This window comes from Hominimerdicola alba, from assembly GCF_900112155.1.
GTDB lineage: Bacteria > Bacillota > Clostridia > Oscillospirales > Ruminococcaceae > Hominimerdicola > Hominimerdicola alba_D.
This window is the reverse complement of sequence record NZ_FOKQ01000015.1, coordinates 13,440-30,510: the sequence shown is the minus strand read 5'-3', so window position 1 is coordinate 30,510 and position 17,071 is coordinate 13,440. Positions and strand designations below refer to the sequence as shown.

Sequence of the window (17,071 nt, the reverse complement as noted above, 5' to 3'; positions counted from 1 at the left end):
TCATGTATGAATTTACACCCATTGGCTGGTTAAAGCACTGTATCTTCCACCCTGTTGAAGGCTTTGAGGATCTGAGATGGAAGAAGCAGGGATCTGTAAGGATATCTGCGGTGATAGTATTCTTACTGTTTGTTGCAATGGTAGCTGACAGACAGCTGACAGGCTTCCAGTTCAACAGCAACTACGTAAAGATCTTCAATGTCGTTCCGCTGATAGTTCAGTCGGTGGTATACTACATTACATGGTGCATCGGCAACTGGTCCATATGTACACTTCTGGAGGGCGAGGGTACTTTCAAAAAGATCTGTATCTACTCAGCTTACTCCCTGGTGCCTTACATAGTATGCACACTTATACGAGTACTTCTCTCAAACTTCCTGGTACAGGAAGAGGCCATCTGGATCGCGGCACTTTACTATCTGGGAATGGGCTGGTCAATAGTACTTATGATACAGGCCATGAGAGCCTGCCATCAGTATTCCTTCGGCAAGACTCTGATATCTATGCTGCTGACAGTGGCAGCGATGCTGCTGATACTGTTCCTGGCAATACTTCTGCTCTCTCTGTTCCAGCAGGTTTACGTATTCATCTATCAGATCTATACTGAGATCGCGTATAGGATCCGAGGCTAATTAGAAACGGTGGTGTTAAAATGCATAATAAAAGTTATAAAAAAGCGATTGTCTTTGGTTTGTGCCTTACTATGCTGATGCCTCTGGGTTCTATGGCCGTTACTTCGGCTGATGCTGAAGAGGATACCGCCGCGGTGGAGGAAACTGCGGAGGTCGAAGAGACCGCAGCGGCTGATGAGGATACTTCGGGAGCTGAGGATGCTCTCCCCGAAAAGATATCCGACGAGCAGGCTGCAGCTATGGCTCAAAAGCTCTGTGAGAACGACAACTTCATTCTCTACGGCGACGAAGAGAACGAGAGACTCGGTCTTTATGTAAAGAGCAGCGGCGCTTACTGGTGGACTTCTCCTATAAACGTATTTTCCGAAGATCAGGTAGTCGATGTTGAAAAGGGCAACATGATGAAGAAAGCGCTGAGAAAGCAGATCGCATCAAGCTGCGCTATCAAGGTCGGTGACCTGAGACAGGAAAAGAGAACAGAATCCGCGGCGCCTATATACTCAAATAAGGCAAGACCCAAGTGGACTACCAATGACAAGGGCGCTGTTATCGAGTACAATTTCAGTTCCGAGGGCGTTAAGCTGAAAGTTCATTATGAGCTTTGCGAGGACAGCCTGTACGTTTATGTTAATTCTTCAGAGGTCGAAGAGGCGAACACTTCACAGGTTGACGGCAAGATACTTACCAAGCTCCAGCTTTGTCCTTACTTCGCAGCAGCTCCTGCTGTGGACTACAACGGCAATCCCACGGAAGGCTATATGATAATCCCCGACGGCAGCGGTGCTGTCATCAACTACAACAACGGCAAGGGAACTTATCCCGATTATATGCAGCAGGTATACGGCAGAGACTACACCATGGTACCTCTGCAGGCTCCGAGAGTTACCGAGCAGGCTTATCTGCCTGTACTCTCCACGGTAAACGGCAGCAACGGTATCGTTGCGGTGGTTACCGACGGCGACGCTAACGTATACGCAAGGGCTCAGGTCAGCGGTCAGAACAAGCAGGTATACAACAGCTGCTACTTTGAGTTTGAGACACGTTCTTCCGATGCGTTCTTTATGAGCGGTGACAGTGCCAACAAGCTGAACGTATTTGAAAAGGGCGATATCAAGACCGAGCGTTTCGGTATACACTACTATCCCGTTACAAGCAAGGACGGCGGTACTGTAAACTATGCTGACTGTGCTGAGGTATACAGAAACTATCTTATAGATGAGAAGGGTCTTAAAAAGCAGTCTGCTCTCAGCAACAAGCTCTACATGGATCTCTACGGCGGCGTGCTGAAGAGAACTTCCATACTGGGTCTGCCTTTCAATCTCAAGACCGAGATAACAGGCTTCGATCAGGCAGGCGAGATAGTTAAAGAGCTCAAGGGCAAGGGCGTTAACAGCTTCACTGTAAACTACAATGACTGGACAAATGCCGCTATAAAGGATAATATCTCCACTAAGGCAAAGCCCTCGGGCACGCTGGGCGGAAAAAGTGATTTCAATGATTTCATCAACACTGACGATGTTCAGGTATTCCCGTCATTGAACAACTTCACTATGGACAAATCTTCAGGCGGTTACTGGACACTGACAAGCACTGCTATAAGAATTTCCAACGCTTATTCAAGACAGTCTTCCTACAGCCTGTCATTCGGCGTTGCAAAGAAGGGCGTTGCTCCTGCGCTGCTGTCACCCAGTAAGTATTCAAAGGCATTTGAAGAGATGATAAGCAGTTATCAGAAGGAAGGTATCGACAGGATAGGCTTCGGTTATCTGTCTTCAAGACTGGTGGGAGATTACACCAGAAAGGACACCTATTGCAGAGACAAGACCATGAATGTACTTGTAGATGAGTACAAGAATGCAACCAGCAATATGGGAGCTATCCTGGCTGATGAGGCTAATGCGTACATCCTGCCTTATGTTTCCACTGTATCGGGCGTGCCTGTTTCTTCCAGCGGATACGATATCACTGATTTCGATATCCCGTTCTATCAGATGGTCATCCACGGCTATGTTCCTTACGCTTCAAGCGCTATCAACAAGAGCTCCAACACTGATGAGACCTTTATGCTGGCTCTCGCTTCGGGCTCTCAGATACACTATGATTTCACCTATGCTGACAGCGATGTGCTCCAGGATACTGAGTACAATGACCTGTATTACACCAACTACAAGGGCTGGACAGCTGCAGCAGCAAGCCAGTACAAGGCTGCAAAGAACATTATCGGCGGTGTTTCCGACTATACTATCAGCAAGTATGAGGTAAGTGACGACGGAAATGTTCTCACTACCACCTATTCAAAGGAAGGTAAGGCCGATGTTGTGGTAGAGATCGACAAGAAGAACGCTACCGCCACCGTTGACGGCAAGAACGTCAGCATTGAAAAATGTATCGAAGGAGGTTTGAAATAATGAGCAAAGAAAATAACAAAGCAGTTCAGACTTCCGAAAATACGGCTTCCGCAAAGCAGAAAAAGCACGTTCTTTCCTATGAGAAAAGAAAGGGACTTTACGGCTACGGCTTTATAGGTCTCTGGGCGTTGGGCACGATATACTTCTTCATCGCACCTCTGATTATGTCCCTCATCTACTCCTTCAACGAAACAGCGGTAGAAGTCGGCGGCATGAAGATGAAGTGGATAGGCATGAAGAACTATGTCAATGCTTTCCGTAAGGATCAGGAATATACTCTCGCGCTGGTGGATATGCTGAAAAACACTGCGCTGAGAACTCCTCTGATCATTATTTTCTCGATATTCATTGCACTGGTTCTGAACCAGAAGTTCAAGGGAAGAACTTTCGCAAGAGCGGTATTCTTCCTGCCTGTTATCATAGCTACCGGTCCTGTTATGGATATCATCAACGGCAACATGAGCACAGGCGGCTACTCGGGCGGTTCTGAGCAGTTCAGCACTATGTTTGAGGCTAACCTTGTAGATCAGCTGCTTAACTTCCTGGGAATCTACAATATCAGCGACAAGCTTTCAAACATCATAAATTCGCTGACAACAGATATCTTCAATCTGGTTTGGAACTCGGGTATACAGATACTTCTGATACTCGCGGCACTTCAGGGCATTTCCCCTGCTTCCAAGGAAGCGGCTCAGATGGAGGGCGCTACTTCGTGGGAATTCTTCTGGAAGATAACTCTCCCCACCATAAGCCCTATGATACTCGCAAGCGTTGTTTATACGGTAGTTGACTCTTTCGTTGACCCCGGCAACAAGGTAATGACCATAGTTCTGAACAAGTCTACCAACTGGCAGCACGGATATTCAGCTGCGATGGCGTGGGCATACTTCCTTATAATAGGTATTTGCCTTGGCATCATAGTTGCTATCCTTAACAAGGTCATCTACTACGAAGTTGAGTAAGGGGGGGATAGAAGTGGCAACTAAAAAAGAAGAAAAGCAGTTTGAAAAAGAACGTAAGGCTGCTATCAAAGCTCGTGAGAAGCGAATGAAGGAGATAGGTCTTGAAAAATTCCTTACTCCCGACCAGATAAAGTACAACAAAAGACAGAAAGCCATCGGCGCTGTCTGGCCTGTATTCAGATTTCTGATACTCTTCGGTCTGTGCTTTGTCATACTCTATCCTCTGATATTCATGCTTTCAACAGCATTCAGACCCAACGAACAGATGAACGATCCTTCTATCATCTGGATCCCCAAGAACTTCACCATGCAGAACATCAAGGATACCTGGAAGGTAATGAAGTTTGACAAGACACTGCTGAACACAATCATCCTGAATCTGGTATCTTCTGTTCTTCAGGTAGCTACCTGTTCGATAACAGGCTATGGATTCGCAAGATTCAAGTTCAAGGGCAAGAATTTCCTGTTCGGCATAGTTGTTATGATGATAATCGTTCCTCCCCAGATAACAACGATCCCCCTGTATATGCAGTATGCATATTTCAAGCCCCAGTTCCTGGCTAAGATATTCACACTGGGCAAATCCACTTCGCTGATAAACAGCGGCTGGACAATGTACCTGCCTGCACTGTTTGCAAATGGCATAAGAGCAGGTCTGTTCATCTTCATCTTCCGTCAGTTCTTCAGAGGACTGCCCAAGGAGCTTGAGGACGCGGCTTATCTGGACGGCTGTTCACCTCTTTACACCTATGTAAAGATAATGATACCTAACGCAAGGCAGTCATTCCTGACAGTATTCCTGTTCTCCATCGTATGGTACTGGAACGACTACTATGTATCAAGTTCATTCTTCACCAACAACGACACCGTTGCACTGATGCTGAAGAACCTGAATACCACCCTTGCAAAGACACTGTTCAACAATCAGTCGGTATCTGTTCGTCAGATAATCGTTTGGCTGGAAGCAGGCTGTCTGCTTTCAATAACCCCTATACTGGTAATGTATGTATTCCTGCAGAGATACTTCGTAGAAGGTATCGAAAAGTCCGGTCTTGCAAACTAATATCGGTATTGCGGAGGTAATACGCAGCAAGAATAAGGCACTTCTGTCGGGATATTGACAGAAGTGCCTTTGCGCTTAAATGAGGATAACAGTCCTTGTTAAAAAAAGCGAACAGCGGTTAGTCGGGGACTTCGCTGTTCACTGTATCACTTATTCGTATGCAAGAAATTCTTCGGGGATATAGTTGATGTAGTTCTGCAGGACGTTCCTGTTTACGCCTGCGCGCTGATACATCATGTGGCGTGAAAGCATATCATCTGTGTAATCGCCGTAGGGGTACACAGCACAGTTGTACCACATGGAATCCCAGCTGTAACCCTCGTAATGGGATATCACGGGGATAGCCTTAACATTCTCAAAAGATATGGCGCCGCCGTTGTCGTAGTCTTTAACTACGTCCAGCTTGCCGAATATTCCGATTATCGACCTGCCGAACTGACCGTCGGGGTTGTCGCCATCGAACATGGTGGAGAAGAAATTGCCCAGACCGTAGTAGCAGAAAGCCTGACCACCGTCGGGTTTATCGAGATAGGTGCAGGTTGAAAGAGCGTGTGCCTGAGTGCCTATGATAAGGTCGGCACCCCATTCGACCAGCTTTGGTGTGAGTTCAAGCTGCATATCATTCAGGTCGTTGAGGACTTCGGTGCCGTAGTGACAGGATACCACTACAACATCAGCCATGTTATCCGCTTCCATTATCTGGCGCTTGACGGTCTCCTCATCGCTGAGGTATACCACCTTTCCGGGGTCGCCGTCACCGAGGAATATGCCGTTGGTGTGTTCCATGTAGCCCAGAAAAGCGAATTTTATGCCGTTGACTTCCATAGTCCTGATGTTTTCCGAATCATCTTCGTCGCGGTAAGCGCCGTAATGTACGACGCCCTTGCTGTCCCAGTAATCAAGAGATGATATCAGCCCCTCGGAGAACTTATCCAGCACATGATTGTTGGACATTGAAATGACATTGAACCCGAAATCTACCACAGCATCACCGACTTCGGTTGGAGTGGAGAACATTGGGAAAGTGGAAGGCTCAAAAGCATCGTTTACAAGGGTCTCCTGATTGAGTATGGCGATATCCGTACCCTCTATCAGCTTTTTGCAGGGAGCGTAGCACTTTGAAAAATCGTAGCTGCCGTCCTCCTTCTGTGCCTCGACATAGATATTATCGTGGATAAGATTATCCCCTGCGCAGGCAAGGTGAACAACGGCTTTGCCCGTCTTGTTCTCATCGGAGGGGTCTTCCTCGGGTGGGCTTACAGCGACCGGGTCCTCATCTGCGGGGACTTTATCTCCCGAGGTTTCCTTGGTGGTCTTGTCGGTCTCCTGTGCATCGGTGCTTACAGCAGAGTCATTAGCTGTATCAGCCTCGGGTTTCTTGTTTGGATCCATCTGCTTGCCGCAGGAAGCTGTAAGCATAACGGTGGCAAGAATGATCGGAAGTGTCTTTATTTTCATATAATGATACTCCTTAAATTTCGATTTCGGCTACTATTATAACACTAATTTTCCCATTTGTCACTAAATTTTTAAAAATTTGTGAAATTCAAACAAGAGCCGATGGGACAGAAGCTATGGATATACCGAAATTGCTCATTCCTGCGGGATGACACAGTCATAAAGCAGAGAAGTCCGGGAATAATATATCGGGGACGTATCATGATTAAAGGGTCTGTATATATCACAAAAAGTCGGAATAATAGTGCATTGGCGGAAACCCTGCAAAATAGGGTTATGCGAATTGCAGAACGTTAAAAAAAAGTTTAAAAAAGATAGTGAAATATGTGATTGACAAAAAAATAACAAACTGGTATAATAGGATTATGATAAAAGGAGATCGGGGTCGGAATGACCCGATATTAATCGTTTTGGTATGAAGATTCAACCTGATAATGTTTGGAGGATACTATAATGGCTAAAACTACTGCTAAAAAGAACGAACCTATTTTCGTGGACAGCGTAGAAGCACTATCTGCCAAGATAAAGGAAGTCAGAGCTGCGCAGGCTAAATTTGCGACCTATACCCAGGAACAGGTCGACAAGATATTCAAGGCTGCTGCACTGGCTGCCAACAAGGCACGTCTGCCTCTCGCTAAAATGGCTGTTGAAGAAACAGGCATGGGCATAGTTGAAGATAAGGTCATCAAGAACAACTATGCGTCCGAGCACATCTACAATGCTTACAAGAATGTACAGACCTGCGGTGTTTTTGAGACTAACGAAGCTTACGGCACAACAAAGCTGTATGAACCTATCGGTCTTATCGCAGCGGTAATACCTACCACTAACCCCACATCTACTGCAATATTCAAAACACTTATCTCGCTGAAGACCAGAAACGGTATCATCATCAGTCCTCATCCTCGTGCAAAGAACTGCACCATCGCAGCTGCAAAGATAGTTCTCGAAGCTGCTGTTGCTGCGGGCGCACCTGAGAACATCATCGGCTGGATAGATGTACCTTCACTGGATATGACAAACCAGATAATGAGAGATTCCGACCTTATACTTGCAACAGGCGGCCCCGGAATGGTAAAGAGCGCTTATTCTTCTGGTACACCTGCACTGGGTGTCGGCGCGGGCAATGCTTCCGCTATAATCGATGCTTCTGCTGATATCAAGGTGGCAGTAAGCTCCATAATACACTCCAAGACCTTCGATAACGGTATGATATGCGCTACTGAGCAGACCCTTATCGTTGACAAGAAAATCTACAAGGAAGTTAAGGCTGAGCTGAAAGCTCGCGGATGCTATTTCCTGAATAATGAGGAAGCTGACAAGGTAAGAAATACCATGATCATCAACGGCAGCCTTAATGCGAAGATAGTTGGTCAGAGACCTGTTAATATCGCAAAGCTCTGCGGTTTTGAAGTGCCTGATGACGTTAAGGTACTGATAGGTGAAGCTACCAGCACCGATCGTGAAGAGGCTTTCGGTCACGAGAAGCTGACCACTGTTCTTGGTATGTACAAGGCTGATGATTTCGACGATGCACTGAACAAGGCTGAGACCCTGCTTGAAAACAACGGCGGACTTGGTCATACTTCGGTACTGTGGATAGATAATGTAAACGAGCGCGAGAAGCTGCTGAAATTCGCTGAAAGACTGAAAACAAGCCGTCTTATCGTGAATACACCTTCCTCTCTGGGCGGAATCGGCGACCTCTACAACTTCAATTTTGCACCTTCGCTGACACTGGGCTGCGGCTCATGGGGCGGAAACTCCGTCAGCGAGAACGTTGGTGTAAAGCACCTGCTTAACGTTAAGACAGTTGTGGAGAGGAGAGAGAATATGCTGTGGTTCAGAGCGCCCGAAAAGGTATACTTCAAGAAGGGCTGTCTGCCTGTTGCCCTTGATGAACTGAAGAACGTAATGGGCAAGAAGAAGGCTTTCATCGTTACAGACCAGTTCCTGTACAAGAACGGCTACACCAAGCCTATCACCGATAAGCTGGATCAGATGGGCATAGCACACAACGTATTCTTCGATGTTGCTCCCGATCCTTCACTGGGCTGCGCACTGGAAGGCGTAAAGGCTATTCGTGCTTTCGAGCCTGATACCATCATCGCTATCGGCGGCGGTTCCGCTATGGACGCTGCAAAGATAATGTGGGTACTTTACGAGCACCCCGAGGCTGACTTCATGGACATGGCTATGCGTTTCATAGATATCCGCAAGAGGGTATATACATTCCCGAAGATGGGCGAAAAGGCTTACTTCATTTGTATACCTACTTCTTCCGGTACAGGTTCCGAGGTAACTCCTTTCGCAGTAATCACCGATGAAAAGACAGGCCACAAGTATCCTCTGGCAGACTACGCTCTGCTGCCTAACATGGCAATCGTTGATACCGACCTGATGATGAGCGCACCTAAGGGTCTGACTGCTGCTTCCGGTCTTGACTGCATGGTACACGACCTTGAGGCTCTGGCTTCCATAATGGCTACCGATTTCACTGACGGTATCGCACTGCAGTCCCTGAAGACAACATTTGAATATCTGCCCGAGTGCGTTGACAACGGACAGACAGCATACAAGGCAAGAGAGAAGATGGCTCACGCTGCAACTATGGCAGGTATGGCATTCGCAAATGCTTTCCTGGGTATAGGTCACTCCCTCGCGCACAAGCTGGGTGCATATCACCACCTGCCTCACGGCATCTGCTGCGCTCTGGTAATAACTAATGTCATGAAGTTCAATGCTAACCCTGTTCCCACCAAGATGGGTACATTCTCGCAGTATGAGTATCCTCATGCACTTGAAAAGTACGCAGAGGTAGCTCGTTCGCTGGGTCTGTTCGGCAAGGACGACAAGGCTTGCTTCAAGATGCTCTGCGATAAGGTAGAAGAGCTGAAAGAGCGCGTAGGCTGCAAGAAGACTATCGCTGAGTACGGTATCAGCGAGGAAGACTTCCTTGCAACACTGGATCAGATGTCCGAGGACGCATTCGATGATCAGTGCACAGGCGCTAACCCCAGATATCCTCTCATCGAAGAGCTGAAGGAGATCTACAAGGCTTGCTACTACGGCACTGAGTACAAGGGCTGATCTCAGGCGCTGTAAAACAGAATAAATAATTCAGGCACTTCTGTCAACGTTGACAGAAGTGCCTTTTCGTTTTATATCAGTTGGTATCGTCAAGATGATATATCCTGTTCATCTCGGGTGATAGTCCGCCGTCTGCGGAGCGCACATAGAGGGGTTTTTCTATCTGGATAAAGTTGTTTCCGCCCATGCGTCCCTCAACGAGTATCAGCCACGGTGCGCAGTTTGGATTTTTGTGAACCGTCCGCAGACGCTTGGGCTCAATGCCGTTTGAGCGCATGGCTGTCATTATATCGCAGAGCCTTTCGGGGCGGTTGCAGATACATAGCCTGCCGCCATAGCGAAGATTCTTCTTAGCCGCCCTGCAAACGTCCTCAACGGTGCAGAGCATCTCGTGCCTTGCGATGGACACCGCTTCGCTGCCATTCTTTTCGCCCGTGTTGTTTATCTTGTAAGGCGGATTGCAGGTTATAAGGTCGATGGGCTTGTCCGCGCGCCAGTCTTTAAGGTCGCCCAGCACAGGGACTATATCATCTATCTCCGACTTTTTCAGCGAAACTTTCAGCTGTTCGTGGGCTTTTTCCTGGATCTCCAGAGCGTAGGTCAGCTTCGGCTTGTAATTCTTGTGCAGCAGAAGCGCGATTATCCCGCTGCCTGTGCAGAAATCGGCGCAGACATCCTTGTGTCTTGCATGAGCGAAATCCGCCAGCAGAAAAGCATCCGTACCGAAACGGTGCTCATCTGATATGCATATCTCTATCCCGTCCCCCAGGGATTCAAATGTAAAGTCGGTGTATTCCATGGAATCTTCCTCTCAAATGTTATCTGCTTGATTATACCATGATTTTGCAGCGCTGTCAAATACGCTTGACTTGCAGCGTTTTGGGTGGTATAATATACCAAGCTTATTTGTGAGGTGACAGCATTGGCAAGCAGAAAAAACAAGAAAAACAGAAACCAAAAATCCGAAAAAGAGTCTTCGGACAAAACAGTTCTGACAGTTATTTGTATCATACTTGTGATCGGGGCTTTTATAGCAGGCGGTGTGGGGCTGCTCGTTGAGGATCACGATCTCAAAAAAAACTGCACCGCATATGCCGAGGGCGAGGTCGTCAAGGTAGAGGTAACAGGCAGACGAAAGAACAGGAAAATTACAACATACATAGAAGTGTACGACAGCATATTCCCCGAGAAAGAGATAGTTCTCAAACAGGGTGGCTACAAAGAGGATCAGGAAGTCAAGGTGTTCTATGACCCCAATGATCACAGCCGATACTATGTGGAGGGTACATCAGCTAACAGGATATCGGGCGGAATCGGGCTGATAGTGTTCGGCGGGCTGATGATTTTATCGGGACTGCTTATAATGCGGGCGTGCAAAAAAATCGCGCAGGACCAAAAATAGCAAAAGCCGTGAAGCGAATGATCGTTTCACGGCTTTTATTATGCAAAATTCTCCTCCCACGCCTGCGGCAGAGGAGGAGAACAGCCTGTTATATCCGTTCAAAAATGTTGTGATACTGCTTTATCAGAACATTCTTATCTTGCTTGCTATCTCAGCAGAGTGAGAAAGTATAGTCAGGTTAGCATCGATATCGCTTTCAACCATGTTGGGTGTGATGAATGCAAGTTCATCATCAGGACGGTTTGCACGCTCAATGTACATCAGCTTGCCGAACATCTCAGAGATGGAAGGCTTGAGAGTCTGAACATCGTCGCCCTTAAGACGAACATACATGGAGCAGTTGGTGTCCTTGTAGCGAACAACGAACTTCTCGTCCTTTCTGGATTCCTCCCAGTGGATGCCGAGAGCTCTGCCGTGGTGTCTCAGGCAGTCGATGATATCGCCTACAACTGCGGAAGCGGTAGGCAGTTTGCCTGCGCCCTGACCGTAGAACAGTACATCGCCAACGCCGTCGCCTGTAACGCTTACTGCGTTGTATACATCGTCAACGCTTGCCAGCATATTGCTCTTGGGAACGAGTCTGGGGCAAACGATAGCGCTGAGACTGCCGTCTTCAAGTCTCTTTACGGAAGCTATCAGCTTGATAACATAGCCTGCATTGTCAGCGTACTCAACATCGTCCAGAGTGATCCTTGTGATACCGGACTTATGTACCATCTCGGGATAGATATGCTTGCCGTATACCAGTGAACCCAGTATGCAGATCTTTCTGCAAGCGTCCTCGCCCTCAACATCGGCAGTGGGGTCAGCCTCGGCATAGCCCAGCTGCTGAGCCAGCTTCAGGGCATCGTCAAAGCTCATCTGATCCTTTATCATCTTGGTCAGTATAAAGTTTGTAGTACCGTTGAGGATACCCGATACCTGCTGGATATCGTTACCGGCCAGACACTTGTTCAGGGGTCTGATTATCGGTATGCCGCCGCCTACACTTGCTTCAAACAAATAGCTGCAGCCGTTATCCTGTGCAAGCTGCAGAAGCTCAGCGCCGTAAGCCGCAACAAGTGCCTTGTTGGAAGTTACCACGCTCTTGCCCTTTGCAAGCAGCTTCTTGGTGTACTCGTATGCAAATGTAGTGCCGCCTACAACTTCGGCAACTACCTCTATCTCATCATCATTGAGTATGGTGTCAAAATCGTGAATTATCATATCGGCAAAAGGAGATTCGGGGAAATCCCTGAGATCTAGAACATACTTGATATCGCAGTCTCTGCCGATCTTCTTGCTGATGGCTTCCCTGTTCTTCATAAACAGCTCGACAGTACCTGAGCCTACTACACCGTATCCTATCACCGCTACATTTTTACTCATAATAATCCTCTTCCCAAATTATTTTTAAAATTTTATGCCTTTTCAGACCGAACTCACTCGCCCGAGATTATCTTCGCTTCCACAACACCCGATACCTTGGAAAGCTCCTCTGTGAGTTTCTGGGTGTTCAGCGCATCCCTGTCGAATCTTACCGAGAACGTTACCGTAGCCACGGAATCCACGGGGATATTCTGGTTTATGGTCAGTATATTAGTCCCCAGCTCGTAAAGCTTCGATATTATTGAGGAAAGCACGCCCTTTTCGTCACGCAGTGTGCAGTAGACGGAAACGATGTTGTTGGTGAGACGTTCCTCATAATTAAAAACAGAGTCCTTGTATTTGTAGTAAGCGCTCCTTGATATGCCCACTGCCCTGCAAGCCTCAGTCGAGGTGGATACCTCGCCCCTTGCCCGCATACGTTTTGCGGCAAGCACTTTCAGCACGATATCTGGCAGTACATCTGCACTTACTATGACCAGACCCGACTCGTTATCAGCCACGGAAAGTTCACCTCCGACAAACAAGTGTATTCGCAACAAATACAACTATACCACGTTTTTGCGATTTTGTCAAGCATACTTTTTTTATAAAAAACGCCTGAACAGGTGATATTTCACGCGGGTACAGGCGGTCAGAGGGTGTTTTGAGTGCGGCTTATGGTTATAATAAACGAAATTGAGTTAGGGGCTCTTCAACTATTGTTAAATTTGTGGAAAAGAATATGGCTGACTTGAATTTTATGATAAAAAGTTGTAAAATGATAATGTATTTCTAAACATTTGACCATAGGTCATTATAGTAAGCGGCATATAGGTATAAACATCCATGCCGTTAGTATAAACTGCCGAAAGGAGTGAGCAGTTTGGATATAATCAGTGAGATACTGGAAACAGACAGACTTGCCGAGGAAAAGCTTGAACAGGCTATGCAGAAACGCAGCGAGATGCTGGAAGAATGTGAGAAAAAAGTCGAACGTATACATGAGAATGCCGAGTCCGAAGCAGACCTCTATCGCGCATTTCTCATGTCCGAAGAGGATATGAGCAACTGCGAAAATGAGCTGAGGGAAAGCGAAAAAGATCAGCTTGATGCCCTGGTTGCGGCTTATGAGCTGAAACATGAGGACTGGGAAAATGATATATTCGCCGCGATAACAGGCTGATGACCCTGCGGCTGAAAGGAGGTGCCCGATATGTTGGAGAATTACAGTTCAAATGCCACAACTGCTAAGATAAGGGCGAAATACGCTCAGCTTTTTACGCAGGAGGATTATCGGGAACTGGCGGCGCTGAGGACTGTGCCCGAAGCGGCGGAATACATCTCACGTTCGGCACGTTTCAGGGAAGCTTTCGCGGAAGTTGATCCTAATACCATACACCGCGGTTTTCTTGAAGAACTGCTGTACAGGGAGAACTTTGAAACTTATATAAGGCTCTGCAAATTTCAGGGGCTGGATAAACAGCCGTTTTTCGGATTTCTGATAAGGCGCAGCGAGATAGAGTGCATACTTTCTATCATAAACCGCATAAACTCGTCCCTTGACAGGACATTTCTTTCCGACCTGCCGGGATATCTTATAAAGTATCTGACCATACCTGTTATGGAACTCAGCCTTTCACAGACCTATGAAGATCTTGTGGCGGGACTCAAAGGTACGCGCTACGGCAAGGTGCTGAAAAAGATACCTGTCCGCGAGGACGGCAGAGCCGACTATACCGAGTGTGAGCTCAGACTGAGAACGGCTTATTATGCGGAGCTTCTTGAACAGGCTGAAAAGGAGTTCTCGGGAAGCGTGGCGGAGGAACTGAAAACTATCATACTCCGTGAGATAGACTGCCGCAATATAATAAATGCCTACCGTATGAAGTCTTACTTCGGGTATTCCCCCGATGAGATAAAGCGGAGATCGCTGAAATACTACGGTATAGGCAAAAAGAATATGGAAAGGCTGTATGAAGCAGCCGACAGTGAGACCATGATGGACATGGTAAATCATACAATCTACGGGAAAAACTCCCCCGATACCGATAATATCGAGGTGGAGATAAACAGCGTGAAGATAAGAAGGCTGAGGCATTACCTTACGGGCAGCACAAATGCTCCCGTGGCGCTGTATGCTTTCATTATCCTCTGCGATATAGAAGTTTCCAATCTGGTGCATATCATCGAGGGCATCAGATACGGCGTTGATGCTGCCGCCATTGAGGGACAGCTGATAACGCTTTGATATCTTCCCGATGAAAGGAGTGCGAACACCTAAATATGGCGATTGAAAAAATGGCGCTTGTCAATATCATCGGCAGGTTTGAGGATCTTGACGAGACTCTCATACGCTGCTGCGACAGCGGGTGCTTCCATATCGAGCCGGCTTTCAAGAATGAAGCTAATTCAACTGTAAAGCTGCTGAATGAGAAGAATCCGTTTGGTGTGCCGCTGAAAGAATTTGCGTCCCTTGCCACTGAGATGGACATCGAGCTGACAGAGACAAAGGGTACAAGGTTCAATGGGTGGACAGCGGAACAGTTCAACGAACTTTCCGAGAATATCGACAGCGAGATAGAAGAAAAGAACAGCGAGAAGCAAAAGCTCGCAACAGAAGTATCAGAGCTGGAGGGCGCTGTGCTGCAGGTAGACCACCTGCGGGGCATGAACAGCGATTTCAGTAAGATATTTGCCTGTAAGCACACTGCCTGCCGCATAGGCCGTATGCCCGCGGATAATCTGGCAAAGTTACAGTACTACGATCAGACATTCTTCTTTGTGCCTTTTGAGACTACAAAGGATTTCTGCTGGGGTATGTACTTCTGTGCCGAGGGCGACAAGGAACTGGTTGACAGTATATTCCGTTCAATGTTCTTTGAGAGGATACATCTTCCCGACTATGTATCGGGCAACACAGATGAAGCCATCACAAAGCTGAACGACCAGATAAAGGTCAAAAAGGCGGAGATAGAGGCTCTTGATAAAGAGATAGCAGTCCTTGCCGAAAAGCATAACCAGACTATACTGGAAGCCTACACCGCGCTTAAAAAGCGCTACGATATCTTTGAACTGCGCCGCAAGGTCGGTGCTGTTAAGGAAAAGTTCTATGTCAAGGGATTCGTTCCCAAGAAGCAGGCGGATAAATTCTCCGAAAGCTTCGATGATATGGAAGAAGTTGAAGTAGTGCTTCTACCGCCGGATGCGGACGCTTACTGCACTCCGCCTACGGTGCTGAAAAACGGATGGTTCACAAAACCATATGCAATGCTTGTTGAGATGTACGGTCTGCCGAAGTACAATGGTTTCAATCCCACGGCATTCGTGGCGATAACCTACACATTGCTGTTCGGCATAATGTTCGGCGATTTGGGACAGGGATTCTTGCTGTTCATCTTAGGACTGATAATAGGCGGTAAGGTCAACAAACAGGCAGGTGGCATCGTTACAAGATGCGGTCTTTCCAGTATGATCTTCGGTACGCTGTACGGTTCGGTATTCGGATTTGAAGAACTTCTCGACCCTGTGTACGAGAACTTAGGGATAGATTTCCTGCCGCTGAAAGCCTTTGAACAGTCATCCTTCATACTGCTTACCGCGGTGGGCATAGGCATATTCCTGATAGTGGTATCCATGATGCTGAACATCTACATAGGTTTCAGGGAAAAGAACTACGAAAAAGCAGTATTCGGCTGCAACGGCATCGCGGGACTTATCTTCTACGGTTCGCTGGTAACTTACGTAGTAAGCAAGTTCATACTGAAGATCGAACTTGCAAGCGGTGCAGTGTTCGCGCTGCTGCTGGTGATACCCGGTATATGCATATTCTGCCGAGTACCCTTTGCGATAGCCACAAAGTACAAGAAATGGAAACTTTCCGAGGAAGAAGAGGATATGACAGTGGGCGGATTCATCGTCGAGAACTTCTTCGAGATGTTTGAATTTCTCCTCAGCTACGTTTCAAATACCATGTCATTCCTGAGAGTAGGCGGATTCGTACTTTCCCACGCAGGTATGATGCTGGTTGTAATGACACTGCTGAATATGTCGGCAGCAGCTGCAAAGCCCTTCACCCTTGTGATAGGCAACCTGTTCGTTATGGCTATGGAAGGTATGATCGTGGCAATACAGATCATACGTCTGGAATTCTACGAGATATTCTCGCGTTTCTATGAGAGCGACGGCAAGGAGTTTGAACCTTTGAGTGTCAGCTTCGATACCGAAGTAAATATATGATAATTAATTTTGGAGGTTTTAGATATGCTTAAAATAATGTTGCTGCCGCTGGCAGCTGTCGTACTTCTGACAGTACCCTTTATGCTGATGGCTAAGAAGATAAAGACAGGTGAAAAGTCTGCAAAGGCTGCTTTCATCGGAAATCTGTGTACATTTGCAGGTATAATGCTGGTTGGTATGATAATACCTTTCACCGACCTTATTGCTTTTGCGGCTGAGGAAGGCACTACCGTTAAGGAAGCTATCTCAACAGGCGCAGGTATCGGTTATCTGGCAGCAGGTCTTTCTGTTGGTCTTGCTTGTATCGGTTCAGGTATCGCCGTTGGTTCCGGTGCTCCCGCAGCTATCGGTGCAACTTCCGAGGATCCCAAGAACTTTGTTAAGTCACTGATCTTCGTCGTACTGGGTGAAGGTATCGCTCTGTACGGTCTGCTGATCTCCATGCTGATAATCTCGGGCATCGGCGGCTAATA

14 protein-coding genes are annotated in these 17,071 nt (G+C 47.2%); 10 read left to right on the top strand and 4 right to left on the bottom strand.

The features are described 5' to 3' along the window. Positions 1 to 2: 2 nt before the first annotated feature. Genes BM265_RS09590 through BM265_RS09575 form a run of 4 tightly spaced genes read left to right on the top strand, consistent with a single transcriptional unit; the run spans position 3 to position 5,065 of the window. Positions 3 to 632, top strand: a complete 630-nt coding sequence (locus BM265_RS09590; RefSeq protein ID WP_074961342.1) for a Yip1 family protein — start codon at positions 3 to 5, stop codon at positions 630 to 632. Between the two features lie 20 nt (positions 633 to 652). Then, complete coding sequence (locus BM265_RS09585) at positions 653 to 3,040, top strand: DUF5696 domain-containing protein (protein ID WP_074961340.1); 2,388 nt, start codon at positions 653 to 655, stop codon at positions 3,038 to 3,040. Beyond that, on the top strand, positions 3,040 to 4,002 hold the full coding sequence (locus tag BM265_RS09580; protein WP_074961339.1) for a carbohydrate ABC transporter permease: 963 nt from the start codon (positions 3,040 to 3,042) through the stop codon (positions 4,000 to 4,002). The genes BM265_RS09585 and BM265_RS09580 overlap by 1 nt, the downstream gene beginning before the upstream one ends. 13 nt (positions 4,003 to 4,015) lie before the next feature. Then, positions 4,016 to 5,065: a carbohydrate ABC transporter permease gene (locus BM265_RS09575; RefSeq protein WP_074961338.1), complete on the top strand. Its 1,050-nt coding sequence runs from the start codon at positions 4,016 to 4,018 to the stop codon at positions 5,063 to 5,065. Between the two features lie 150 nt (positions 5,066 to 5,215). Here BM265_RS09575 and BM265_RS09570 read toward each other — a convergent pair whose 3' ends face one another. Next, the gene (locus BM265_RS09570; RefSeq protein WP_074961337.1) at positions 5,216 to 6,523 is read right to left on the bottom strand and encodes a CapA family protein; all 1,308 of its coding nucleotides are present in this window, start codon (positions 6,521 to 6,523) and stop codon (positions 5,216 to 5,218) included. A gap of 453 nt (positions 6,524 to 6,976) precedes the next feature. Between BM265_RS09570 and adhE the strand changes: the two genes are divergently transcribed. Further along, on the top strand, positions 6,977 to 9,613 hold the full coding sequence (gene adhE, locus BM265_RS09565) for a bifunctional acetaldehyde-CoA/alcohol dehydrogenase (protein WP_074829327.1): 2,637 nt from the start codon (positions 6,977 to 6,979) through the stop codon (positions 9,611 to 9,613). Between the two features lie 76 nt (positions 9,614 to 9,689). Here the strand turns inward: adhE and BM265_RS09560 are convergent, their stop codons facing one another. After that, positions 9,690 to 10,412, bottom strand: a complete 723-nt coding sequence (locus tag BM265_RS09560; RefSeq protein WP_074961336.1) for a tRNA1(Val) (adenine(37)-N6)-methyltransferase — start codon at positions 10,410 to 10,412, stop codon at positions 9,690 to 9,692. Positions 10,413 to 10,535: 123 nt separating this feature from the next. Here BM265_RS09560 and BM265_RS09555 point away from each other — a divergent pair, with 123 nt between their 5' ends. Further along, complete coding sequence (locus BM265_RS09555) at positions 10,536 to 11,015, top strand: DUF3592 domain-containing protein (RefSeq protein ID WP_074961335.1); 480 nt, start codon at positions 10,536 to 10,538, stop codon at positions 11,013 to 11,015. 123 nt (positions 11,016 to 11,138) lie between these two features. On the opposite strand, the gene BM265_RS09550 is transcribed toward BM265_RS09555, so the two are convergent. Both BM265_RS09550 and BM265_RS09545 read right to left on the bottom strand, forming a co-directional pair. Continuing rightward, positions 11,139 to 12,383 (bottom strand): homoserine dehydrogenase, encoded by a 1,245-nt coding sequence (locus tag BM265_RS09550; RefSeq protein WP_074961334.1) that lies wholly within the window; start codon positions 12,381 to 12,383, stop codon positions 11,139 to 11,141. A 53-nt stretch (positions 12,384 to 12,436) separates the two neighbouring features. Then, entirely contained in the window at positions 12,437 to 12,883 is a 447-nt protein-coding gene (locus BM265_RS09545) for an ACT domain-containing protein (RefSeq protein WP_024858287.1), read from the bottom strand. 362 nt (positions 12,884 to 13,245) lie between these two features. Between BM265_RS09545 and BM265_RS09540 the strand changes: the two genes are divergently transcribed. The 4 genes from BM265_RS09540 to BM265_RS09525 are packed head-to-tail and all read left to right on the top strand — an operon-like array spanning position 13,246 to position 17,069. Then, a complete protein-coding gene (locus BM265_RS09540; protein WP_074961333.1) occupies positions 13,246 to 13,545 on the top strand; it encodes a hypothetical protein in 300 nt (99 codons plus the stop codon). 30 nt (positions 13,546 to 13,575) lie between these two features. After that, positions 13,576 to 14,610 carry a V-type ATPase subunit gene (locus BM265_RS09535; protein ID WP_074961332.1) on the top strand — a complete coding sequence of 345 codons (1,035 nt, stop codon included), beginning with the start codon at positions 13,576 to 13,578 and terminating at the stop codon, positions 14,608 to 14,610. Positions 14,611 to 14,645: 35 nt separating this feature from the next. Next, on the top strand, positions 14,646 to 16,598 hold the full coding sequence (locus BM265_RS09530) for a V-type ATP synthase subunit I (RefSeq protein WP_074961331.1): 1,953 nt from the start codon (positions 14,646 to 14,648) through the stop codon (positions 16,596 to 16,598). A 24-nt stretch (positions 16,599 to 16,622) separates the two neighbouring features. Further along, positions 16,623 to 17,069, top strand: coding sequence for an ATP synthase subunit C (locus BM265_RS09525; RefSeq protein WP_074829346.1), 447 nt, complete (start codon positions 16,623 to 16,625; stop codon positions 17,067 to 17,069). Positions 17,070 to 17,071: the final 2 nt, after the last annotated feature.